Genomic DNA, 25,334 nt, shown 5'->3' with positions numbered 1-25,334 from the left:
CTTTGGGTTGGCCGGTGGAACCGGAGGTGTAGAGCACGTAGGCCAGATCACCCGCATCAACGGTCAAAGGCTCGCCAACAGGCGCCTCAGGCAACTTGTCGAGGGTCCAGGCAGTGTGCCCGACCGGCAGACGCGACAGCCATTGCGCTTGGGTCAAGGTGATACGAGCGTCGGCATCCCCAATCAGAAACGCCAGACGCGTCGCCGGCAGTTCAGGATCCAGCGGCAACCACGCCGCGCCGGCATGCACGACGCCGAGCAGGGCGACGACCATTTCCACCGAACGTTCCATGCACACCGGCACGATGCTGTCGCGACCGATGCCTTGAGCGCGCAGGGCACGGGCCAGTTGCTGCGCCCGCTGATCCAGCTCGGCATAGCTTAGGCGCTGGCCTTCGAACACCAGTGCCGGAGCATTCGGGGTCAGTGCCGCCTGCTGGCTCAAAGCCGTATGCAGATTGGTCGGGCCCGGATACAGACGCTCGGTGGCATTCCACTCGATCAACTGCTGCTTACGCTGGGTTTCTGTCAACGGTGACCAATCACCCAGACGCGTCTGCGGTGCATCAAGCATGGCTTCCAGCAGCTGCTGCCACTGATCCAGCCAACCCCTCGCGGTGCTCTCGCTGAACAGCGCGGCACGGTATTCGAGCAGCACCGACAGCACCTCGCCGTCATGCACCTCCCAGTTCAAATCGTACTTGGTGGATTGCGCGGTCACCGCGCGTTCATGCACCTGCAACTGCGGCCACTGGCTGGCCGAGGCGTCGGCGTTCTGCATCACGAACAGCACCTGGAACAACGGCGTCTGCGCCAGACTGCGGGACGGGTTCAGGGCTTCGACCACTTGTTCGAACGGCACGTCCTGATGCTGCTGGGCATCGAGCACACGGTCACGGACCTGGCTGAGCAGGCCTTCGAAATCCAGTGCCGGATCCAGATCACTGCGCATCACCACGGTGTTGACGAAGCAGCCGATCAGCGGCTGCAACTCGGCCAGCGGACGCTGGGCCACCGGGCTGCCGAAGCGCACGTCGCGCTGGTTGGCATGACGCCCCAGCAGCAACTGTGCGGCGCCGAGCATCAGCATGTACAGGGTGGCACCGCGTTGCTGGGCGAACTGACGCAAGCGGTTCGCCAGCTCCTTCGGCAATTGCAGTTGTACGGCGCCTGCGACCGGGTCGAGCTGGTTCGGGCGGGCCTGACGGGTCGGCAGGTCCAGCAGGTAATCGCCATCCTCCAGCTGCGCGCGCCAGTAGTTCAACTGCTCGCCGAACAGGGCCTGTTGCGCCGGTTCACGCTGCCAGAGCGCGTAGTCCGGGTATTGCAGGGCGAGGTTCGGCAATTCGGCCACTGAACCCTGGCACTGTGCGGTGTAGAGCTGCGCCAGTTCATCCAGCAGGTTCTGGCTGGAGGCGTCATCGGTGGCGCAGTGGTGCACGTTGAGCAGCAACAGCGCCTGAGGCTGGCCGCTGCGCTGAATCAGCGTGGCGCGCAGTGGAAGCTCGTTGGCCAGATCGAAGCGGTGACCGGTCTCGGCGTGGATCGCCACGTCGGTCAGCTGTTGCCAAGCCTCATTGCTCGCGGCATCCAACGGCGCCAGACGCAGGGTGATCTCGGCTTGTGGCTCGATGACCAGTGCCAGTTCACCTTCGGCATCACGCACGATGCGGCTGCGCAGGCTTTCATGGCGTGCGACCAGTGCCTTCAGCGCGGCTTGCAGGGCCGGCACGTTCAGCTCGCCATCGAACTGCACGGCGCTGACCACGTTGTACTCGCCGCCCCCTGCGCTCAGTTGTTCGAGGAACCACAGGCGCTGCTGTTCAAAAGACAGCGGCAGACGCGCTGGGCGTTGCGCAGGGGTCCAGCGGGTGGCCGGTACTTGCAAAGGCTCGCCCAGCAGTGCGGCCAGCGCTTGCAACGTCGGATGCTCGAACACTGAACGCAGCGCCGGGACCGAAGCGAATTGTTGGCGCAGACGGGCAAACAGCTGCGCCGCGAGCAGCGAATGGCCGCCGAGATAGAAGAAATGACTGTCGCGACCGATCTGGGTCAGTGGCACGTTCAACAGCTCGGACCAGAGCGTCGCCAGCTGCTGCTCGACCAGCGTGCGCGGCGGATCCTGGGCGTCCGGCGCAGCCTGGATGTCCGGGGCCGGCAGGGCCTTGCGGTTGAGTTTGCCATTGTCGGTCAGCGGCAACTCGTCGAGCACCACGAAGGCCGACGGCACCATGTAGTCGGGCAGGGCGGTGCCGATTGCCTTGCGCCAGCCGTCGATATCGGCCTGGGCATCGCAGGTGACGTAGGCCACCAGGCGCTTGTCGCCGGGCACGTCTTCACGGGCCAGCACCACCGATTGACGCACGCCGGGCTGGGCGCCGATCAGGGCTTCGATTTCTCCCAACTCGACACGGAAACCACGGATTTTCACCTGATGGTCCATGCGTCCCAGGTATTCGAGCTGGCCGTCCGGCAGCCAGCGCACCAGGTCGCCGGACTTGTACATGCGCGCGCCGGGCACTGACGAGAACGGATCTTCGATGAATACCTTGGCGGTCTGTTCGGCGCGGTTCAGATAACCCAGGGTCACGCCGGCACCGCCGATGTGCAGCTCGCCGGGCACGCCCACCGGCATCGGGTTCCGCCAGGCGTCGAGCACGTAGGTGCGCACGTTGGCGATCGGGCGACCGATGATCGGCCGGGCCGGGAAGTCGTTCACCGCGCAACCGGTGGCGTCCACGGTGCATTCGGTCGGGCCGTAGGTGTTGAAGAAACGGCTGCCGGCAATCGACGGCAGGCGCTGCCAGAGCTGCGCGTCCACCGCATCGCCGCCGAACAGCACGAAGCGCGGCAGGTACACCTCGCCACGGCGCACGCCGTCGCTTTCCAGCAGGGCCTTGAGCTGCGCCGGGGTGCATTCGAAGGCGTCCAGGCGGGTGTCACTGAAGAATTGCGCCAGGGCTTGCGGGTCGTAGCGCACTTCTTCCGGGGTCAGGTACAGGCTGTGGCCGTCGAGCAGCAGGATGAGCTCGGCCACCGAACTGTCGAAGGCGAACGAGTAGTTGAAGCTGGTGCGCATCGGCTGGTCGGTGTAGCGACGGTACAGGCCGTGGATACGCGCCCACGCCAGGTTGACCACCGAACCGTTGGTGACCAGGGTGCCCTTGGGCTTACCGGTCGAGCCCGAGGTGTACATGATGTAGGCCAGGTCGTCGGGACCGGCCACGGGCGGCAGGTTGCCGTCCGGCTGATCGGCGAACAGCGCGGCATCGCTGTCCAGGCGCAGGCGTGGCAGCCCGGCGCCCAGTTGCTCCAGCAGCCCTTGCTGGCCGAGGAACAGCGCCGGCTGCGCGTCTTCGAGCATGTAGGCCAGGCGATCGACCGGGTAGGTCGGGTCCAGCGGCACGTAGGCGCCACCGGACTTGAGAATGCCCAGCAGACCCACCAGCAGCTCCAGCGAGCGCTCGACACACAGCGCTACCGGACGGTTGGCCACCACTCCCTGCGCGCGCAGGTAATGGGCGACCTGGTTGGCCTGGCGATTGAGTTCGGCGTAGCTCAGACTCCGACCTTCGAACGTCAGGGCGTCGCGATCCGGGGTGCGCTCGGCCTGCTGTTCGAACAGTTGAGCGAAGGTCAGGTGCTGCGGCACCTGCATGTCGGTGCGGTTCCACTCGACCACAGTGCGCTGCCATTCCTGCGCCATCAGCAGCGGCAGGGCCGCCACCGGGCGTTGCGGTTCGGCGAGCATCTGCGCAAGCAAGTGCTCCAGGCGGGCCAGGGTCTGGCGCGCGCTGTCGGCGACGAACAGGTCGAGGGCGAACATCAGCTCCAGCTGGATCGGCGCATTGGCCGGGCACAGCACGTGCAGGTCCAGGTCGCATTCGGACTGTTTGATCGGGGTGTCGAGGGCCTCGAAATCCAGGCCCGGGAAGCGCAGGCGCGATTCCATCGCCAGTTGCTGGGCCACCATCACCTGGTACAGCGGTGCGTGGCTGAGGCTGCGCGGCAGTTGCAGGCTGTCGACCAGTTGCTCGAACGGCAGGTCCTGATGTTGGAGGCCTTCGCGCAGACGCTTGGCCACTTGCTCCACCAGGGCGGTGAAATCGGCTTGTGGCGCGAAGTCGGCGCGGATGGCCAGGTTGTTCAGCAGGATGCCGAGCAGGCCTTCGGTTCCCGGTTGTTCACGGTGGGTCACCGGCGTGCCGATCAGCACCGTGGCGTCGCCACTCAAGCGGTGCATCAGCACGGCAAAGCCTGCGAACAGCACGGTGAATGGCGTGGTGCCCAGGCGGCTGGCGAAGGCCTGGACCCGGGCGCTGAGATCGCTGCTCAGTTCACGCTGGACGATGCCGGCGCGGTAGCTCTGCACCGACGGCCGCGCCAGATCGGTCGGCAACGCCAGCAGCGGGCTGCTGTCGCTGTTGCTGCGGTCCAGGGTGCTGGTCCAGTAGTCGAGTTGGCGCTTGAGTTCCGCGCCTTGCAAATGTTCGCGCTGCCACAGGGCGAAGTCGGCGTATTGCACCGGCAGCGCCGGCAGTTCGGCGGCCTTGCCATTGCAGCGGGCCTCGTAGCCCAGGGCCAGTTCGCGCAGGGCGATGGTCGCCGACCAGGCGTCGGACACCAGGTGATGCAGGGCGATGCCCAGCACATGCTCGTCCGGTGCCAGGCGCAGCAGGCGGGCACGCAGCAGCGGCGGATGGCTCAGGTCGAAGGGTTGCTCGAAGGTCTCTTGCAGGGCGCTGAATTGCGCGCCTTCGCGGGCGGTGGCCGCGAGCGCAGACAGATCGTCGAACGGCAACTCGATGTTCAGTGCCGCGCTGATGTGCTGGCACGGCACGCCGTCGGTGCTGCGGATGCCGGTGCGCAGAATTTCATGGCGCGCCAGCAAATCGTTGAGGCTGGCGTGCAGGGCGTCGACGTTCAGCTCGCCTTTGAGTTGCAGGGCGAACGGGATGTTGAACAGTGTGGTGCCCGGCGTCAGTTGTTCGATGAACCACAGGCGCTGCTGCGAGAACGACAGCGGCAGCAAGGCCGGGCGTGGCAGGGCTTTCGGGCCCTGGCTGGTGGCCGATTGCGGCGCGGCAGCCTGGGCCTGGCGCGCGGCGATCGCCAGCGCCAGCAGGGCCACGGTCGGCTGTTCGAACAGCACTCGCAGCGGCAGTTCGAGTTTGAAGTGTGCCCGCAGTCGCGCAACGATCTGCGTGGCCAGCAGTGAGTGACCGCCGAGGGTGAAGAAGTTGTCTTCGACGCCCACGCTGTCGCGACCCAGCACGTCGGCCCAGACCTTGGCCACGGCCGCTTCCAGCTCGTTGCGCGGGGCGATGCTTTCTTCGGTTTCGGCCTGCCAGTTCAGTTCCTGGGCGGCCAGGGCCTTGCGGTCGACCTTGCCGTTGGCATTGAGCGGCAGGCGCTCCAGGCAGACGAATGCCGCCGGCACCATGTACGGCGGCAGTTGCCCGCGCAGGTGTTCGCTCAGGCCTTCGCTGCCCACGCTCTCGTCATGGGCCGACCAGTAAGCCACCAGCCAGGCTTCGCCGACGCTGTTCTCGCGCAGCAATACCGCGGCCTCGCGCACGTTGGGGTGCTGGGTCAGACGGTGTTCGATCTCAGTCAGTTCGATTCGATGGCCGCGCAGCTTGACCTGCTGGTCGCGACGACCCAGGTATTCGATCACGCCGTCGGCGCGCCAGCGACCCAGGTCACCGGTGCGGTAGATGCGCCCGTCGAGGGTCGGGTGATCGATGAAGGCATCAGCGGTGCGTTGCGGATCGTGCAGGTAGCCGCGACCGACGCCGACACCCCCGACGCAGATTTCCCCGGCCACCCCCACCGGCACCGGGCGCAGGGCCTCGTCCAGCACGTACAGGCGGTTGTTGGCGGTTGGTTGGCCGATCGGCATGTGGCTGACGTCGGCGTCCGGCGCTTCGAAGATCGGCTGGAAGGCCACGTCGTCGGCGCATTCGGCCGGGCCGTAGGCGTTCATCAGGGCGATGCCCGGAAAGCGCGCGAACCAGTCCCGGGCCACGGTCGGCGGCAGGGCTTCACCGGTGGGTAGCACCCAGCGCAGGTCCGGCAGTTGCAGGTCGCACGGGCACAGCGCAAGCAGGGTGCGCATCAGGCTCGGGACGATTTCCAGCACGCTCAGGCGTTCGCTGGCCAGCACTTGCAGCAGGCGTTGCGGATCGTGAGCCACTTCGTCCGGGAGGATCTGCACCGTGGCGCCCAGCACCGGCGCGGCGAGGAACTGCCACACGGAAATGTCGAAGGCCACCGAGGCGGTCTGCGGGATGCGGTCGTCGGCGCTCAGGCCCAGGGCCGGCACCTTGCCGAAGATGTTATTGAGCATGCCCCGTTGTTCGATCATCACGCCCTTGGGCGTACCGGTCGAACCCGAGGTGAACAGCACGTAGGCCAGGCTGTCCGGGCCGCCGAGCAGCGGCAGCGGGGCGTCGTTACCGGCCTGCCAGCCGGTTTCGGCGAACAGCGCGTTCGGCGCCTGATCAAGGCCGCTGAGCAGTTGATCGAGCAAGCCGCTGCAACCTTCGCTGGCCACCAGCAATGGCGCCCGGGACAGCTTGAGGATTTCCCGCAGACGCTCCGGCGGATGATTGACCTCAAGCGGCAGCATCGCAGAGCCGGCCTTGAACACCGCAATCATCATGGTCAGCAACGGCAGGCCGCGAGGGGCCACCAGCGCCACCCGTTGATCCTCGCCGGCACCGGCTTCACGCAGGGCGTGGGCCAGACGGTTGGCGCGGCGGTCCAGTTCGGCGTAGGTCAGGGACTCGCCGTCGCAGATCGCGGCCACCCGATCGCCACGCTGGGCCACCTGTTCGGCGAACAGCTGCGCGTAGCTTTTATCCAACGGGAATTCGTGAGGGTTGACCGCCCATTCGCCGAGCAACTGTTGGCGCTCGTCGCTGGTCAGCAGTTCGAAGCTACCGAGTGTGGCGTTCGGCGCGGCGAGCATGCCGCGCACCAGCGTGGCCAGATGCCCAAGCAGGCGCTGCACGGTGGCGGCGTCGAAACGCTCACGGTCGTAGGACACGCGAATGCCCAGCTCGGTTTCCGGCAGGATCACCACGGTCAGGCCGTAGTGGGTGTGCACGCTGTGGTCCATGCCGTCGAGGCTGAACTGGAAACCGCCTTCCAGAATCTGCTCGTCGATCGGCGCGTTCTCGAACACCAGGATGCTGTCGAACAGGGTTTCGCCGCGCGGGAAATCACTCCAGCCCTGAATGTCGGTCAGCGGCGTGTGCTCGTAGTCGCGCATGTCGACGTTGAGCCCCTGCAACGCGCTCAGCCATTGGCCGAGGTTCGCGTCCGGGTCCACCGACACCCGCAACGGCAGGGTGTTGATGAACAGGCCGATCATCTCGGCCACGCCGGTCAGCTCCGCCGGACGGCCGGCCACGGTGACGCCGAACAGCACGTCGCGCTGGCCGCTGTAACGGGACAGCAGCAGCGACCAGGCGCCCTGGAAGAAGGTGTTCGGGGTGATGCGGTTGCTCCGGCAGAACGTCGCCAGGGCCTGGGTTTCCTGTTCGCTCAGGCGCACCAGTTGATCGTCCACCAGCACCGCATCGGTGTAGCGGTCGCGAGTCGCGCCGTTGTCCACGGTCAGCGACGTCGGTGCGTTGAGGCCCTGCAACTGGCCGCGCCAGAACTGTTCGGCCTTGCTCGCGTCCTGTCGTTGCAGCCACTGGATGTAGTCGCGGAACGGACGCGGTGCCTTGAGCTGCGGCTCGCGGTCGTTGCACAGCGCTTCGTAGACCTTGAGGAAGTCCACCGTCACCAGCGAGATGCACCAGGCATCCATGAGGATGTGGTGGAAGCTGCGGATGAATTCGTAGGACTCATCGCCCAGGCGCACCAGGCGGAAGCGGATCAGCGGCGGCTTGGACAGGTTGAAGCCGACCTTCTGCTCGTCCGCCAGCAGGGTGCGGATTCGCGCTTCCTGATCAGTAGCAGTGAGGCCACGCAGGTCAATGGTGTCCAGCGGCACCTTGACCTCGCGGTGGATCACCTGCACCGGCTGCTTCTGGGTTTTCCACTGAAAGCTGGCGCGCAGGGAAGGGTGCAGCGCCACCACTTGACGCCAGGATTCGAGGAACGCCGCTTCGTCGATGGCCCCGCCGATGCGGTAGCGGTCCTGCATCAGGTACACGCCGGAATCTTCGTGCAGCAGGGAGTGGAACAGCATGCCTTGCTGCAACGGCGACAGCGGGTAAATGTCTTCGATCGGATTGCTGTTGTTCTTTTCGGTGGTCATCAAAAACGTCCTGCTAAAAAGGGGCGACGGCGCAGCAAAGGCAGCGGCGGGTCAGAATTCGTTTTCGTCGAGCTCGGCCATCAACGCCTGCATCTCGTCATCGGACAGGCCCGAGGCGCTGAACGCGGTGCTTGCGTCTTGCGGCTGCGCGTTCTCGGCGGTCAGCGGCTGGGCGACTTCGGCCATGGCGGCGATGGTCTGGCCTTCGAACACGTGCTTGGCGGACAGGGCGATGCCTTGTTCATGTGCCTGGGCCACCACTTGCAGGCTGAGGATCGAGTCTCCGCCGATGGCGAAGAAGTTCTCGGTGACGCTCACGGTTTCAAGCTTCAGGACCTTGGCGACGATCGCTTGCAGGGTGCTTTCCATGGCGTTGCGAGGGGCTACAAAGGCGCTTTCGTCGAACTGGTCCGGGTCGGGCAGCTGACGCAGATCGAGCTTGCCGTTGGGGGTGCGCGGGAAGCTCGGCAGGGTCAGCACGCGGGCCGGGACCATGTACGACGGCAGGCGCTCGCCGAGGAAACCCTTGATCGCGTCCGAGTCCGGCGCATAACCGTGGGCCGCCAGCACATAGGCCAGCAGGCGCTTGCCGGCGGCGTGTTCCTGAACGATCACCGCCGCTTCGCGCACGTCGCTGTGGCTGCACAGCTGGCGCTCGATTTCACCCAGCTCGATGCGGTAGCCGCGCAGCTTGACCTGATGGTCGCGGCGGCCGAGGAACGCCAGGCGCCCGTCCGCCAGCCAGCAGGCCAGGTCGCCGGTGCGGTAGGCGCGGGTGCCATCGGCCAGGGTCACGAAGGCCTTGGCGGTTTCTTCCGGTTTGTTGCGATAACCCCGGGCCAGGGTCGGACCGGCGAGCACGATTTCCCCCGGCTCGCCGACGCCGCAAGCGGCTTCGTGTTCGTTGAGCACCCGCAGGTCCATGCCGGCAATCGGCCGCCCGATGCTCAAGGCGCGACTTGGGTCGAGCACTTCGAAGCTGGCCCAGACCGTGGCTTCGGTGGGGCCGTATTCGTTGACCAGCTTCGCGTTGGGCAACGCCTGGCTGTGCTGGGCGATCAACGCGGGTGGGCAGGCTTCGCCGGCGACGATCCAGCATTCCAGGCTGGCGCTGTCGGCGTTGCGTTGCAGCTGGTCGAGCAGTGCCTGATACAGCGACGGCAGCGACAGGCCGTGGCTGACCCGGTGCTGCGCAATCAGCTGCGCCAGGCGAGGCATCTCCAGTTCTTCGCCAGTGGCCGGCAGCACCAGGCGGCCGCCCTGGGCCAGGGTCCAGAAAATCCCCGCCACCGAGCTGTCGAAGGCGAACGACGACAGCAGCAGGTAGGCGCGCACCGGCGTGGCGTAGGCGGCCATGCGCACCTGGGTCGAATAGCTCAGGGCGCCGTGGCTGATTTCCACGGCTTTCGGCGCGCCGGTGGAGCCGGAGGTGTAGATCAGGTAGGCCAGGTCCTCGGCCTTGGGCAAAGGCAGCGGCGACAGGTGGCAGTTGTCGGGCACGCTCAGGTCGTCGAGCACGAAGCGTTGCAGGCTGGCCGGCACGCTGTCGGCCAGTTCGGCGCTGACGACGATGTGGGCGATGGCGCTGTCGGCGAGCATGTAGGCGCGGCGATCCGCCGGGTAGGTCGGGTCGACCGGCACGTAGGCACCGCCGGCTTTGAGCACCGCGAGCATGGCGACGATGGCGGCATTGCCACGGGCGAACAGGATGCCCACCGGCACACCGGCGCCGATGCCGGCCTCGCGCAATTGATGGGCCAGGTGTGTGGCGCAGGCATCGAGGGCGGCGTAGCTGAGGTCACCGTCCTTGTCGCTCAGGGCGATGGCGTTCGGCTGTTGCTGCACCTGGCGGGCAATCAGTTCCACCAGCGTGACCGGTTCAATCGCAGGCTTGGTCGGCGCGTTGTCGATGGTCCGCACTTGCAGCGGGCCGCTCAGCGGCAGTTGCGCCCAGCGCCGTTGCGGCTCGGCCAGCGCGCCTTGCAGCAGTTGCAGCCATTGCTCGCCCAGGCACGCGGCGGCGTTGGCGCTCAAGGCATTGCGGTCGTAAATCAGGTGAGCCCGAATGCCGTCCGTGCTCTGCTGCACGTTCAGACAGGCTTTGACCGGGTTCAGCACGGCGCTGGCGTGGCGCTCGCGGACATCGGCCCGACGCCAGGCGAAGCCATAGCCGCCATTGAGGTCGTGGGTGTAGTAGTCCTGCCAGCCGGCGCCGAGTTCGACGCTGGCGGCGATGCTCTTGCTCTGTTCCAGCAGGCTGGTTTGCGGGGCCAGGTCGAAGCGCACCGGCAGGCACTGTTCGAACAGGCCCAGGGCGTTCTCCAGTTCCGGGCCGCGGCTTTCGTGGATGACGGTCAGCGCGACGTGCTGTTGCCCGGCGAGACGGCTGAGCAGGGCGGCCCAGGCGGTGAGCATCAGGTTCGAGGTCAGGGCCGGATCGGCGGCGAGGATGGGCGGCAACGTCAGGTCCACGCGCTGCGGCGCAAAACCCTCATCCGATGGGGATTCCAGCGACAGTTGCAGGACCGGTTGTTCGCCCTCGGCCAGCGGCTTCCAGAAATTCACCCCCGGATGATCCGGCTCGTCTTCGGTCAGGCTCCAGCGCCATTCGGCGTAGTCGGCGTATTGCAGGGCTTCGGTGAGTGCCGGATTGCCATCCTGCAGCAGCGCGATCGCCAGCAGTTTCAGGCTGACCAGGTCGAAGTGGCTGCTGGCACCGGCCAGGTCGAGCACCGCTTGCGTGTCCGACAGTTGCACCAACGTCACAGCCAGCGGCAGCGTCCAGTCCCGCGCTTGGGTGGCCAGTTGGTTGAGGGCTGCGTTTTGCTGGTTCTGGTCCAGGCCACGCAAATCCTGCACCGCGACCGGCAACTCGACGCTGTCGTGAATCACCTGCACCGGAAAGCGCAGGCCCGGCACGGGCGTCAGGCGAGTGCGCAGGATTTCACTGTCGGCGACCAGGGCGCGCAGGCGTTGATTGAGCACGTCGACGGTGACGGGTGAGGCGACCGACCATTGCAAGCGGCAGCTCAATGGGTGTTCGGCGACGCCGTTGGTGTGCTGATAAACCGACGCCTGCTGTGGCGAGATACGAAAACCTTGGAGTCCGCTCATGTTCAACTCGACTGGAAAAGGGGCTTGAACCTGGGTGCGGACAGCGCCACGCCAACCCACTGGCTGACGCCGGCAGAAAGGTGTGTGATCAACTGAAAGGCACCCGTTGAAAAAATCAGACCGCCACGTCACTCGACAGCAGGGCTTGCGCCATGCCGGTCATGATCGCGCGCTTGCCGGTGAAGGGTTCGCGGCCGTGGACCGCGAGCATGTTGTCGATAAACAGCACATCGCCCTGTTGCCAGCTGAACCGCACCAGTGAATCGAGGTACGCGGCCCGCAGCGATTCCAGGACGTGTGGCTCGATGGCCTCGCCGTCGCCGTAAAAGGTGTTGGTGGGCAGGTCGATATCGCCGAAGTTGCTTTGCAGTGAATCGCGAATGCTCGGCGGCAGGGTGCTGATGTGGAAGAACGTGGCGTGGTTGAACCAGACTTCTTCACCGGTTCTCGGGTGACGGACCACGGCGGGCCCACGCTGGCGGGTGCGCAGGCGGTTGTTGTCTTTCCATTCCACTTCGATGCCGACGCTGGCGCAGTAGGCCTCCACCTCGGCGCGGTCCTCGGACTGGAACACGCTCTGCCACGGCAAGCCAAAACCGTCACCGTAGTTGCGCACGTACATCACGCCTTTTTCCCGGAAACGCGCTTCGATCTCCGGGCTGATGCCGGCCTTCACCGCGCGGGTCGAACCGATCGGGGTTTCGCCGCCGGTTTCGGACGGGATGTGGCAGTAGAAAAACAGCCGCAGCGGGAAGCGTGGCGAGTAGGAGTGTTCGTTGTGCGGGAAGATCATCTGGTCGGCCGGGTAGTCGGTCGAGGTGTAGATGTTGCCGCCGACCCGGGTGCGCGGCGAGGCGCGGAACATGTATTCCAGGGCACCGGGGGAGAGCGCGGCGATGACCTGATCGAACTGCTCTACCGACAGCACCGAGAACCCGCGAAACAGCAGGGCGCCGTATTGCAGCAGCTTGTTCTCCAGGTTTTCCCGTTCGCTGGCTGCCCAGGCCGCCAGATCCACGCCTGGCACCGCCGGTTCAATCACCAGCGGCAGGGCGTGATCCGGGTTCAACAGGCGCTCGCTGACCAGTTGCCGTTCCGAAACGTTCATGGCTTTGCGACGCACGCCGCCAAGGGCGCGGGACGGTGGGGGCACGATAGACATAAAGGCATCCAACTCGGTTAGAGGGGCATTGAGCGACGTTTGGTTTGCAGCATCTGGCTGCGCCCGGCCGAGGCCTGGGACTGCTGGCGTTCACGCTGGAATGCCTGGTCCCAGGCGTCGAGGCGTTCGGCCAGTGCCGGCAGCGGCAGATCCAGCAGATCGCCGGCCTCGCCCAACAGCAGCGTCCACAGGTGCTGCAGGCGCAGGGCGCGGTCCTGATCGAAGAACTCGCCACGGAATTTCAGGTTCGCCTCGATGCCGGCGCTGCCGTGGGTCAGGTCCAGCACCAGATGGAAATCCCCCGGATCCTGGGCCGACACCAGCGAAGTCATGTGCGCGCCGGCGATGGCGGTCGGGTTCACCCGTGATGGCTGGTAATTGAGCTTGACCTGGAACAGCGGCGAGTGACCGGCGCGACGTTGCGGCGCCAGGGCCGAGACCACCAGATCGAACGGCAGGCCCTGGTGGGCGTAGGCCAGTCGAGCCTCGTCACGCACCTGAGCGAAGAAACCGGCCAGGGTCGGTTCGCCGCTCAGGTCGCAGCGCAGGGTCAGCTGGTTGACGAAGAATCCGATGACGTCGTTATGCGCCGCCAGTGGCCGGCCGCTGACGTCGGTGCCCAGCAGAAACTGCTGCTGGCCGCCGATGTGCCGGATCACCAGTTGATAGCTGGCCAGCAACAGCATGAACAGGGTCATGCCTTGCTCGCGGGCCAGTGCGGTCAGTGGCTCGCAGGTGGCCTGGGGCAGGGTGAAGTTGAGGTTGTGCTCGCCCGGGGTTTTCCCGCTGCCACCCAAAGCCAGGGTTTGCGGCACGTTCGCCAGATGCTCGTGCCAGAACTGTTGTTCGGCGGCGATGCGTTCGGCGCTCCAGTGAGCGGCTTCCCAGCGGGCGAAATCCAGGTACTGCTGTGGGCGTTCGGCACTGTTGGCGCCCGCCAGTTCGGCCAGCAGCAGTTGCGTCGAACGACCGTCGAAGGCGATGTGATGCAGGGTCAGCAGAAGGTCGTGTTGCTGGTCGTCGCGGCTGAGCAAGTGCGCGCGCAGCAGCGGACCGTTTTGCAGATCGACGGGCGTGGCGTGTTCTTCGGCCAGACGCTCGGCGAGGGCTTGCTGCCGGATGGCAGCCGGGTGATTGCGCAAGTCGTGGCAGGTCAGCGGCACCGCTGTAGCCGGCAGGATCCGCTGTTGCGGTCCGGCGACGTCGTCCTGATACACGGTGCGCAGCACGCTGTGGCGGTCGATCAGGGCGTTGAGTCTTGCGGCCAGTGCTTCGGTGTCCAGCGCGCCTTCCAGACGCAGATGCAGCACCAGGTTATGGCGGGTGTCGGTGGGATCGAGCTGACGCAGGAACCACAGGCGGCTCTGGGCGAAGGATTGGCGACCGTGATCCTTATCGGTGCTGGCATCTACGGCGCAGGCCATTGCATCCGGAGTCGCTTCGCTCAGGAAATCCAGTAACGCCTGGGCCCAATCCGCCAGGGTCTGTTCACCGAACAAACGCTGAGTGTCGAGGTTCAACCCCAGATCCCGGTGCAGACGGGCAGCGAAGTCGGCCACGGCAATCGAGTCCAGGCCGAGGCTGATCAGGCTGTGGTCGAAGTCCACCGCCAGATACGGATTGACCTCGCGCAGGGTCTGCTTGAGCCACTGGCGGCAAGCGTGCAGGGCGCTTTCATCGCCCAGGGCAACATGTTCCAGCAGTTGCGCGCGTTCGATCTGTTCGGCGTCGTCGACCGTCGCGCCACCGTACTGGGCAATGATGCTCAAGGTGCCCGCGGCCAATTGCTTGCGCGAACCCTGGCGGGCAATCTTGCCGCTGGTGGTCATCGGGATGGTCCCGGCTTCCACCAGCACGATCTGGTCGATGCCGCAGTCGGCGGCTTCACGTACGGCGCTCTGCATCGACGCGAACAGCTCCGGGTGGTGCGAGGGGTGAACGTACTTGCGATGCGGCTCGGCGACGATCACCAGTTTCTCGCGACCCAGCACCGGGTCCATCTCGGAGAACGCGGCGATGCGCCCGGTGCGGATGCCCGGCTCGGCGTCGGTGATGGCGAATTCGATGTCATGGGGGTACAGATTGCGGCCATTGAGGATCAGCAAATCCTTGACCCGACCGCAAATCACCACCTGGCCTTCATGCATGAAACCCAGGTCGCCGGAGCGCAGGTAGTGACCCTCTTCGCCGACGATGCAGGCCTCGAAGGCCTCGCGGCTGGCTTCGGAATTCTTCCAGTAGGACTCGGCGTTGCTCGGGCCTTGTAGCCAGACTTCGCCTACCTGATCGGCGGCGCAGCGTTCATGGTTGTGCGGATTGACGATGGCGATGCTGTGCAGGGCTTGCGGGTAGCCGCAGGCAACGAACTCCACGGCCGGGGCGTCATCTGCCGCCAGGGCCACGCGACCGCTTTCCAGCACTGCTTTGTCCAGGCGCAACACCAGCGGCAGGGCATCGGCCGGGGTGGCGCTGACGCACAGGGTCGCTTCGGCCTGGCCGTAACCGGGGCTGATCGCCAGCGGGTTGAGGCCGCAGGCGGCAAAGCGCTGGGCGAAGGTGTCGAGGGTGCCAGGGTGAATCGGCTCAGCGCCGTTGATCGCATGTTGCCAGGCACTGAGGTCGAGCTGGGCGATCAGACTGTCGCTGACCACGCGGTTGCACAGGGCGTAGGCGAAGTTCGGCGCGAAGCTGGCGGTGGCGCGATAACGGCTCAGGGCCTGGAGCCAGGTGGACGGCGCGTTGACGAACGTCTGCGAGGCGATCAGGTAGCACGGCATGCCGCTGTACAGCGGCGCGAGCATGCCGCCGATCAGGCCCATGTCGTGGTACAGCGGCAGCCAGTTGACCATGGCGCCGTGTTCATCGAAACCGTAGGCCTGACGCATCAGTTCGACGTTGGCGATCAGGTTGCGCTGGCGCACTTCGACGCCCTTGGGCGTGCCGGTGGAACCGGAGGTGTATTGCAGGAAGGACACGGTCGCACCATCGACATCCGGGCGCGTCCACTGGCTGGCGGGCGGAGTGCCGAGGTCTTCGACGGTCGCGACATCGACCTGGCCCTCGACCAGCTCACGCAGGCTTTCGCAATGATCGGCTGGAGCGAGGATCAGCGCAGGTTCCGCATCCACCACTACATTGCGCACGCGGTCCAGGTGACGGGGTTTGCGCGACGGTGGCGGAAACAGCGGCACGGCGATCAGCCCGGCGTACTGGCAGGCGCAGAAGGCGCGGGCGTAGTCGAGGCTGCTGGGCAGCATCAACAACACGCGATCACCCGGCGCATAACGTGCTTGCAGCGCCGCCGCCAGGGACTGGCTCTGCTCGTGCAATTGGGCAAAGGTCAGGGTTTCGCCGATCTCGACGCCGTCCGGCAAAAAGTGCAGGGCCGCGCGCTGCGCAAAATGCCGGGCGTTGGTTTCCAGCACTTCGATCCAGTGTTCAAAAGAAAACATGTGCAATTCACGCCATGGCAACGATGACTTTGCGGTCACCGGTGTAAGGATTGCGGCCGTGTGCGACCAGTCGGTTGTCGAGCATCAGGACGTCGCCGGGCTGCCAGGGGAAACTGATGGCGGTCTGGCGATAGACCTCGCGCACGGTGTCGAGCACCGCATCGGGAATGGCCGAGCCGTCGCCGAAGTACACGTGGCGCGGCAGGTTTTCTTCGCCCACCGCCGCCAGGAGGCTTTCGCGCACGGACGGTTCGATGGCCGAGACATGGAACAGGTGCGCCTGGTTGAACCACACCCACTCGCCGGTATCGGGATGCTGCAGCACCGCCGCACAACGCTGGCGGGTGCGCAGTTCGCCGTCGGCTTTCCATTCCCACTCGATATCGTTGTCCTGGCAGTAGCGCTCGACCTGGGCGCGGTCTTCGGTGTTGAAGACCTTCTGCCACGGCAGGTCCAGCGCGCCGCTGTAGTTGCGCACATACAGCAGCTCGCGGCTTTCGAACATCTCGCGAATTTCAGCAGGCATGCGCTGATAGATCAGGCGGCTGTCGGCAATCGGCGTTTCCCCTCCGGTCTCGCTGGCCTTGATGCAGTGGAACCAGATGCGCGAAGGCCAGGGCCGGGTGTAGGCCTGTTCGTTGTGCAGGGGGATGAATTGGTGGGCCGGGTATTCGGTGGAGCTGTAGACCCCGGCGAACACTTTGCTGCGTGGCGTGGAGCCGAATTCGTAGCTGGCCAGCGGCGCGCCGAAGCTGGCGGCGAAACGCTTGAAGTCGATGGGGGTGGGCACGTTGAAGCCGCGAAAGAGGACGCCGCCAACGGTGGTCAGCGCCTGATCCAGCGTGGCGCGAATCGAGGCGTCCAGATCGTGGATCGACTGTCCCGGTTTGCCTTCGATCAGCACCGGCAACGTTGACGTACGGTCAACGGCTGGAACAGGGGACAAGGCTTCGGAACGCACGCTGAGGGGTTCGATTGATGTCATCCGGGTGCATCCTTTTTTATCTTTTTCAGTCCAGCCAAAGGGCGTTTACCACCTGGAAAACCGGGCAAAGGTGGCTACGCTGGTTGCGCTGAAAGGCGCCGCTGAAATGTATTGTCACCGATACAATGAGGCATATTTATTACAAATGAGAGCCGTTATCAATCTTATTTATTTAAATTTTTTTTTGGATTAGACTCCCGCCGGCTGGGGAAAATCAGCGTTCTGGACATTGAGAAAAACACCAAATTTTGTCGCAGGGGAGCGGGGCGTGAATTACAAAAAAACTACAATTGCACTGGCTGTGGGGTCGGCCTTCTGCTTGACGAACAGTGCATGGGCAGCCGAACAATCGACCTCCATGGAGATCGCTCCGATCACGGTCACGGGTGAAAAAATCAACCGTACCCTGGAGCAAACCCAGACGAGTGTAGCCGTCGTTACGGATAAGCAACTGCGCGAGAAGGAAGACCACAGCCTGGTCGATGTGTTCGCCCGTACCCCGGGTATCTACAACACCTCGGGCAACGAGAACTGGGGTATCCGCGGCGTGCCGGTATCCGGTTTCGACGACCAGGGCCCGGCGGCACTCAATGGCGCGGTCTCGGTATTCGTCGACGGCGCCGTGCAACCGAACCGCGCCCTGACCTTGAGCCCTATGCCGCTGTGGGACGTCGAGCAGGTCGAAGTGTTCCTCGGTCCGCAATCCACCACCCAGGGCCGCAACTCGCTGGCCGGTGCGGTGGTCATCCAGACCAAGAACCCGACCTTCGTACCGAGTCTGTCGGCGCAGGCCAACGGCGGCACCTACGGTGAGCGCGGTGGCGCGATCGCCGGTGGCGGTTCGATCGTCGACGACAAGATCGCCGGCCGTATCGCCCTGGATTACCAGGAAGGCGACGGTTACATCGACAACCTGTTCAACGGTGATGACGCCAACCCGACCCGCACCGCCAATGGTCGCGGCAAGTTGCTGATCCTGCCGAACGACGACACCGACGTGCTGCTGACCTATGCCCACGGCGAAAGCCGCAAGGGCGACAACTCGGTGGTTCGCCAGGGCGACCGGATCCGTTACTACAAGATCGACTCCAACACCGAAGCCTACGACAAACTCAAGCAGGACACGGTCAGCGCCAAAGTCGATTACCGCCTCAATGACGACTGGTCCATCACCAGCCTCACCGCCAACACCGACTCCGACTACGACGCGCGCCTGGACTTCGATCAGTCGTCCACCGCCAACCAGGTGGTACTGCGCAAGCAGGATGGCTACCTGTTCAGTCAGGAACTGCGCCTGAACTACAACTCGGAAGACGTGAAGAGTTTTGCCGGCCTCTACTACGGCCACAACACCAACAACTTCCACGACCGCCTGTTCAACGGCTCGCGCCTGCTCGGTACGGTCAAGGGCGATACTTCGATCGAGAACAGCGCCGTGTTCGGTGAAGTCAACTGGACCTTCGCCCCGCGCTGGACCTTGATCACCGGCCTGCGCTACGACCACGAGAGCAACCACACCGACGTGGACGCCGATGACTTCTCCGAGCCAGGCAAAGACACCCAGAAGTCCGATGCCGTGCTGCCGAAGCTGGGTATCGACTACGAGCTGGCGGACAATCAGTACGTAGGCTTCATGGTGCAGCGTGGCTATCGCGGCGGCGGCGTCAACGTCCGCGCCGGCAGCGGTCACACCTCCTACGATCCGGAATACACCACCAACTACGAACTGTCGTACCGTGGTTCGTTCATGGATCAGACCCTGCGTACCCGCGCCAACCTGTACTACACCGACTGGAAGGATCAGCAGGTCAGCGTCGTGAACCCGCAAACCGAGTTCTTCGACGTGTTCAACGCCGGCCGCAGCGACATCAAGGGCCTGGAAGTTTCCGTTGAAAAAGACTTTGGCCAACAGCTGACCCTGAACGCTGGTGCCGCCGTGACCGATGGCAAGTACAAGGACTTCGAAACCAGCGACGGTCGCGACATGAGCGGCGAAGATTTCCTCTTCTCGCCGAAGTACAAGATGACCATGGGCGCCACCTATCGCTGGAACGAGCGTCTGACCCTCAACACCGATGTCGTCTGGCAGAGCACGTCCCCGTCCGAGTACGAGTTCAACGATGCCGGTCAGGTTATCGATGAGCGCAAGGCCGACAACTATTGGCTGGCCAACTTCAACGCCGAGTACAAGGTCACCAAGAATGTCTCGGTATCCGGTTACGTGAAAAACGCCTTCGACAAGGAATACGTCACCAACAACCGCAGCGGCGACATCATCGATGTTGGCGCACCGCGTACTGCCGGTCTGATCCTGCGCTACGACATGTAATGCAACCCCGGTAAAACCATGGACACGGGGAAAGGATTCCCCGCATCCGGTTTCATGGCTTTCGTCACCTGAAAGCTTTCGCTTTCAGGCCGTTCTGGTCCTGTCCAAACCCAGCCTCCGTGGAGGAAATCATGAGTGCTTTTTCGAATGCCGCATCCGGTGGCGCGCCACAGCTACGCCTGTTGCACACCGGTCTGTCGAACCCGTACTGCCTTGATCCGACGCCGCTGCTGGAACGTCAGCAACGGCAGGAATCCAACGCCCGCAGCTACCCGCGGCGCATTCCACTGGTGCTGGAGCGGGCCCATGGCATCTATGTGCAGGACAGTCGCGGACAGGTGTTCGTCGATTGCCTGGCCGGCGCCGGCACCCTGGCGCTGGGGCACAACCATCCGGTGATCGTCGAAGCCATTACCCAGGTCCTGGCTTCAGGTTTGCCGATGCACACCCTGGACCTCATGACGCCGGTCAAGGACGCTTTCGTCCAGGAAATCTTCGGCTGCCTGCCAGCCGACTTTGCGCGAAACGCGCGCATCCAGTTTTGTGGCCCCAGTGGCGCCGATGCGGTGGAAGCAGCCCTGAAGCTGACCCGCACCGCCACTGGCCGGCATTCGGTACTGGCCTTCGAAGGGGCCTACCACGGCATGACGTTGGGCACGCTGTCGATCAGCGGCAACCTCTCGCCGAAAAATGCATTGGGCGGCTTGATGGCCGGCGTGCAACGCCTGCCGTTCCCCCACGATTACCGTTGCCCGTTCGGTGTGGGCGGCGAGCAGGGCGTGACCCTGAACGTGCGTTACCTGGAACACCTGCTCAACGATCCGGAAAGCGGCGTGACCACGCCGGCGGCGATGATCCTCGAACCGATCCAGGGCGAAGGCGGGGTGATCACCGCGCCGGATCGCTGGATGCAGGAACTGCGGCGCCTGACCCAGGCCCACGGCATTCCGTTGATCGTCGACGAAATCCAGTGCGGCATCGCCCGCAGTGGCCGCATGTTCGGCTTCGAGCACTCGGGTGTCACCCCGGACGTGATCACGCTGTCCAAGGCCATTGGCGGCGGCCTGCCGTTGTCGGTGATGGTCTACAACGATTCCCTCGACGTATGGCAGCCGGGCGCCCATGCTGGCACCTTCCGTGGCAACCAGCTGGCGATGGCCGCCGGCACCGCGACCTTGCGCTTCATCCGCGACCAAGGCCTGGTGGCCCACGCCGAAAGCGTTGGCGCGCACCTGCGCAAACAGTTGCTGGCGCTGCAGAGCGAGTTCGACTGGATCGGTGATGTGCGTGGCCGTGGCCTGATGCTCGGCATGGAAATCGTCGACCCGCAGGGCGAGCTCGATGCCCAGGGCCATCCGCCGGTGGACACCGTCCGGGCCAAGGCCTTCCAGCAGGCGTGCCTGCAACACGGGCTGATCGTCGAGCTGGGCGGTCGTCACGGTGCCACCGTGCGCTTGCTGCCGCCGCTGATCATCACCGAACAGGAGATCGATTTCGTCGCGCAGATCCTGTTCCGCGCGGCCGCTACGATCAATGAGCGTCCACGTTCGTCCCTGTAGGCATGTGACCTGTGGGAGCGAGCTTGCTCGCGATGGCGGTGTGTCAGGCGACTTTGATGTTGGATGTGCCGGCCTCATCGCGAGCAAGCTCGCTCCCACAGGGGGACGGGTGTGCCTCAACGAATTTTTTCATTGAGCAGGGAGTGGTAATGCAGAAGGTGTTTGCGTCGATGAAACCCGTCTGGCTGTTGCTGGCGGTGCTGGGATTGAGCGCTTGCGGTGAGCCCACGGCGCCTGCCGAACAGAGTGCAGCGCTGCCGCAGGTGAAGACCCTGACGGTGCAGCCGCGCTCCTTTGCCATGACCACGGACTTGCCCGGCCGGATCGAGCCGGTGCGCATTGCCGAGGTGCGTGCGCGGGTGGCCGGGGTGGTGCTGACCCGGCACTTTCAGGAGGGCAGCGACGTCAAGGCCGGCCAGTTGCTGTTCAGCATCGACCCGGCGCCGTTCAAGGCGGCACTGATGCGCGCCGAAGGCGCACTGGCCAAGGTCGAGGCCGATGCCTATCGCGCCAACGCCCAGGTCCAGCGCTTCAAGCAATTGGTGGAAATCAACGCGGTCAGCCAGCAGGCCTTCGACGATGCCATGTCTGACCTCAAGAGCGCCCAGGCCAATCGCCTGACGGCCCAGGCCGATGTCACCACCGCGAAACTCAACCTCGGTTACTGCCAAGTGCGTGCGCCCATTAGCGGCCGTATCGGTCGCGCGCTGGCCAGCGAAGGCTCGCTCGTGGGGCAGGACGAGGCGACGCAGATGGCGCGCATTCAGCAACTGGACCCGATCTACGCCGACTTCACCCAGTCCGCCGATCAGGTGGTGGCCTTGCAACAGGCCCTGGCCAGCGGGCGCCTCAACGGTACAGGCGCTGCCGAGGTCACGCTGCAGGTGGGCAATCCGCCGCAGACTCGCCGTGGCACCTTGATGTTCTCCGACATTTCCGTCGATCGCGGTACCGGCCAGGTGACCCTGCGCGGCGAATTCCCCAACCCCGACAATCTTCTGCTGCCAGGCATGTACGTGCGCGTGGTGGCGCCGGCCGGGGTCGATCCGCAAGCCTTGTTCGTCCCGCAACAGGCCGTGCAGCGCGGTACCGACGGTCAGGCGCGGCTGATGCTGGTGGACGCCGCGGGCGTGGTGCGCGAGCGGGTCGTGAGCACCGGTGCGATGCAGGGCTCGGACTGGCAGATCACCCAGGGGCTGTCCGCCGGAGACCAGGTGGTGGTCGAGCGTGTCGACAAGGTCAGCGCCGGCATGCAGGTCAACGTCATCACTCTGGCCGAGCAACAGGCCCGCAACTGACGGCCTGACTCCTTAGGAAGCAATCGATGCCCGATTTTTTCATCAATCGTCCGAACTTCGCCTGGGTCATCGCGCTGTTCATTTCCCTTGCCGGGTTGCTGACCCTGGGCACGCTGGCGGTCAATCAGTACCCCGACGTGGCGCCGACGCAAATCACCGTCAGCGCCAACTACCCCGGCGCCTCGGCACAGATCGTCAGCCAGAACGTCACCAGCCTGATCGAAGAAGAGCTGAACGGCCTCAAGGGCCTGATCTATCACGAATCCAACAGCGCCAACGGCGGCGCCGACATCACCATCACCTTCAAGCCGGGTACCGATGCCGACCTGGCCCAGGTCGATGTGCAGAACCGCCTGCAACGGGTGATCGGGCGCATGCCCCGGGCGGTGATCGAGCAGGGCCTGAAAGTCGAGCAGGCGCGGTCCAACTTCCTGTTGGTCTACGCCTTGTCCTACACAGACGATCAGCAGGACTCCATCGGCCTGGCCGATTACGCGGCCCGCGCCGTCAACAATGAAATCCGCCGGGTCAACGGGGTCGGGCGGGTGCAGATGTACACCTCCGAACGGGCCATGCGCATCTGGGTCGATCCGGCGAAGCTGGTGGGCTACAACCTGTCGATGGCCGACGTCGGCAAGGCCATCGCCGCGCAGAACGCCCAGGTACCCGCCGGCAGCATGGGCGAGCGACCGGGACCGGCCGACCAGCAGATCACCGCGACGGTGATGGTGCAGGGGCAGCTGGAATCGGTGGAGGCGTTCGGCAACATCGTGCTGCGGGCCAACGACGATGGCTCCAGCGTGCGCATCCGCGATGTCGCGCGGGTCGAACTGGGGCGCAAGGATTACCGCTTCGACGCGCGGCTCAACGGCAAGCCGGCGGCGGCCATGTCGGTGCAACTGGCGCCTGGAGCCAACGCACTGGAAACCGCCGAGGCGATCAAACTGCGGCTCGAGCAACTGTCCAGCACCTTGCCGGCGAACATGACCGTCAGCGTGCCTTACGACACCTCCTACTTCGTCGACGTGGCCATCCATCAGGTGATCTACACCCTGATCGAAGCCATGGTCCTGGTGTTCCTGGTGATGCTGCTGTTTCTGCAGAACCTGCGCTACACCCTGATTCCGGCGGTGGTGGTGCCGGTCTGTCTGCTGGGGACCATCGCGGTGATGGCGCCGCTGGGCTTCTCGATCAACATGATGACCCTGTTCGGCATGGTGCTGGCCATCGGCATCCTGGTGGACGACGCCATCGTGGTGGTGGAGAACGTCGAGCGCCTGATCCGCCAGGAACATTTGTCGCCCAAGGCCGCGACCCGCAAGGCGATGAAGCAGATCAGCGGAGCGATCGTCGGCATCACCCTGGTGCTGTCGGCGGTGTTCCTGCCGCTGGCGTTCATGGGCGGTTCGGTGGGGATCATCTATCAGCAGTTCGCCATGGCGCTGTCGGTGTCGATCCTGTTTTCCGGGTTCCTTGCATTGACCCTGACGCCGGCCTTGTGCGCGACGGTGATCAAACCCTTCGACCCGGGGCTTGGAGAACATGGCAACCGCTGGATGAGCGGATTCAATCGGCGCTTCGAGGCGCTGGCCCAGCGTTACGAGCGACTCGGTGCAAGCTGGGTCAGGCGCGGTGCCCGCAGCATGGGCCTGTACCTGCTGTTGCTGCTGGTGCTGGCCTTTGCCTACGCGCGTCTGCCCACTTCGTTCTTGCCGTCCGAGGATCAGGGTTACATCGTCACCGATATCCAGTTGCCGCCCGCGGCTTCGGCCTCGCGCACCGACGTCACGGTGCAGGCGTGGGAGCGATACGCTCTGGCGCAGCCGACCACCGCCCATGTGCTGGCGATCATGGGTTTCAGTTTTTCCGGGGAAGGGGCCAACGCGGCCATGTCCTACGTCACCCTCAAGGACTGGTCGCAGCGTGGCAGCGGCGAGTCGAGCAAGGCGGTGGCGCGCAAGGCGAATGATGCCTTTGAAGACGTTCCCGACGGCACGCTGTACAGCGTGGTGCCGCCACCGGTGGACGGCCTCGGTACCGCCAGCGGTTTCGACCTGCGCCTGCAGGATCTGGCGGGGCAGGGGCACGAGGCGCTGCAGAGGGCGCGGGTTCAGTTGCTGGCGGCGGCCAAGGCTTCGCCGGTGATCGGTCACCTGAGCGAGGATGCCCTGGCCGATGCGCCGCAGATCAACATCAGCATCGACCGGGAAAAGGCCGAGGCGCTGGGCGTGAGTTTCGATGTGATCAGCGCGGCGCTGGCCTCGGCGCTGGGTTCGGAGGAAATCAACGAATTCGCCAATCAGGGGCGCATGCAGCGGGTGATCGTTCAGGCCGATGGCGGGAGTCGGCAGACCCCCGAAGCGCTGTTGCGCCTGCGAGTGCCCAACCGGCAAAACCAACTGGTGCCGTTGGAAGCCTTCAGCCGTTTCGAGTGGCAGGTGGGGCCGTTGCAGATCGGCCGCTACAACGGTTCGGCGTCGCTGCGTTTTTCCGGCGAAGCGGCGTCGGGGTACAGCAGCGGGCAAGCTATGGCGGAATTGAAGAGAATCGCCCGAGAGTTGCCGGCCGGTTTCAGCCTGGAATGGTCGGGGCTGTCGTTGCAGGAACAGCAGGCCAGCGATCAGGTGCCGATGCTGGTGGGCCTGTCGCTGACCATGGTTCTGCTGGTGCTGGTGGCGCTGTACGAAAGCTGGGCGATTCCGTTTGCCGTGCTGCTGATCGTGCCCATCGGCATGCTCGGCTCGGTGGCGGCGGTGACGATCATGGGCATGCCCAATGACGTGTATTTCAAGGTCGGGCTGATCACCATCATCGGCCTGGCGGCGAAGAACGCGATCCTGATCGTCGAGTTCGCCAAGGCGTTGCATGCGCAGGGTGCGAGCCTGGCGCAGGCGGCGTCTCAGGCGGCGCGTTTGCGCTTTCGGCCGATTGTCATGACGTCGCTGGCGTTCATTCTGGGGGTGGTGCCGCTGGCGCTGGCCACGGGTGCCGGTGCGGCCAGTCAACGGGCGATCGGCACCGGGGTGATCGGCGGGATGCTGGCGGCGACGGTGCTGGGGGTGTTGTTCGTGCCGGTGTTCTTTGTTTCGGTGCTGACCCTGGCCGAGCGGCTGCGCCAGCGTCGGAAGGTCAGCGTCGAGGAAGGTGTGTTGTGAGCGGG

9 protein-coding genes are annotated in these 25,334 nt (G+C 64.9%); 4 read left to right on the top strand and 5 right to left on the bottom strand.

The window, feature by feature from the left end; translation table 11 throughout:
* From HNO86_RS23180 to HNO86_RS23160, 5 genes are all read right to left on the bottom strand, one after another.
* Window positions 1-8,275: non-ribosomal peptide synthetase (locus tag HNO86_RS23180; protein ID WP_175379255.1), on the bottom strand; the 8,275-nt coding region annotated here is incomplete at its 3' end.
* A 51-nt stretch (window positions 8,276-8,326) separates the two neighbouring features.
* The gene (locus HNO86_RS23175) at window positions 8,327-11,389 is read right to left on the bottom strand and encodes an amino acid adenylation domain-containing protein (RefSeq protein ID WP_175379254.1); all 3,063 of its coding nucleotides are present in this window, start codon (window positions 11,387-11,389) and stop codon (window positions 8,327-8,329) included.
* Between the two features lie 115 nt (window positions 11,390-11,504).
* Window positions 11,505-12,551: a TauD/TfdA family dioxygenase gene (locus tag HNO86_RS23170; RefSeq protein ID WP_175379253.1), complete on the bottom strand. Its 1,047-nt coding sequence runs from the start codon at window positions 12,549-12,551 to the stop codon at window positions 11,505-11,507.
* 17 nt (window positions 12,552-12,568) lie between these two features.
* Window positions 12,569-16,003, bottom strand: a complete 3,435-nt coding sequence (locus tag HNO86_RS23165) for a condensation domain-containing protein (RefSeq protein ID WP_175379252.1) — start codon at window positions 16,001-16,003, stop codon at window positions 12,569-12,571.
* A 7-nt stretch (window positions 16,004-16,010) separates the two neighbouring features.
* Window positions 16,011-16,988, bottom strand: coding sequence for a TauD/TfdA family dioxygenase (locus tag HNO86_RS23160; protein ID WP_175379251.1), 978 nt, complete (start codon window positions 16,986-16,988; stop codon window positions 16,011-16,013).
* 268 nt (window positions 16,989-17,256) lie between these two features.
* Here HNO86_RS23160 and HNO86_RS23155 point away from each other — a divergent pair, with 268 nt between their 5' ends.
* The 4 genes from HNO86_RS23155 (at window position 17,257) to HNO86_RS23140 (ending at window position 25,329) form a co-directional block, all read left to right on the top strand.
* Window positions 17,257-19,317 carry a TonB-dependent receptor domain-containing protein gene (locus tag HNO86_RS23155; RefSeq protein WP_175379250.1) on the top strand — a complete coding sequence of 687 codons (2,061 nt, stop codon included), beginning with the start codon at window positions 17,257-17,259 and terminating at the stop codon, window positions 19,315-19,317.
* Between the two features lie 131 nt (window positions 19,318-19,448).
* Window positions 19,449-20,876, top strand: coding sequence for a diaminobutyrate--2-oxoglutarate transaminase (locus HNO86_RS23150; protein ID WP_175379249.1), 1,428 nt, complete (start codon window positions 19,449-19,451; stop codon window positions 20,874-20,876).
* Between the two features lie 149 nt (window positions 20,877-21,025).
* The gene (locus HNO86_RS23145) at window positions 21,026-22,174 is read left to right on the top strand and encodes an efflux RND transporter periplasmic adaptor subunit (RefSeq protein WP_256672727.1); all 1,149 of its coding nucleotides are present in this window, start codon (window positions 21,026-21,028) and stop codon (window positions 22,172-22,174) included.
* A 26-nt stretch (window positions 22,175-22,200) separates the two neighbouring features.
* A complete protein-coding gene (locus tag HNO86_RS23140; protein WP_175379248.1) occupies window positions 22,201-25,329 on the top strand; it encodes a multidrug efflux RND transporter permease subunit in 3,129 nt (1,042 codons plus the stop codon).
* Window positions 25,330-25,334: the final 5 nt, after the last annotated feature.

The sequence above is a fragment of the Pseudomonas sp. C1C7 genome, from assembly GCF_013359595.1.
GTDB lineage: Bacteria > Pseudomonadota > Gammaproteobacteria > Pseudomonadales > Pseudomonadaceae > Aquipseudomonas.
Note: the sequence above shows the minus strand (reverse complement) of the source record. Positions and strands in the feature narration are given on the sequence as shown.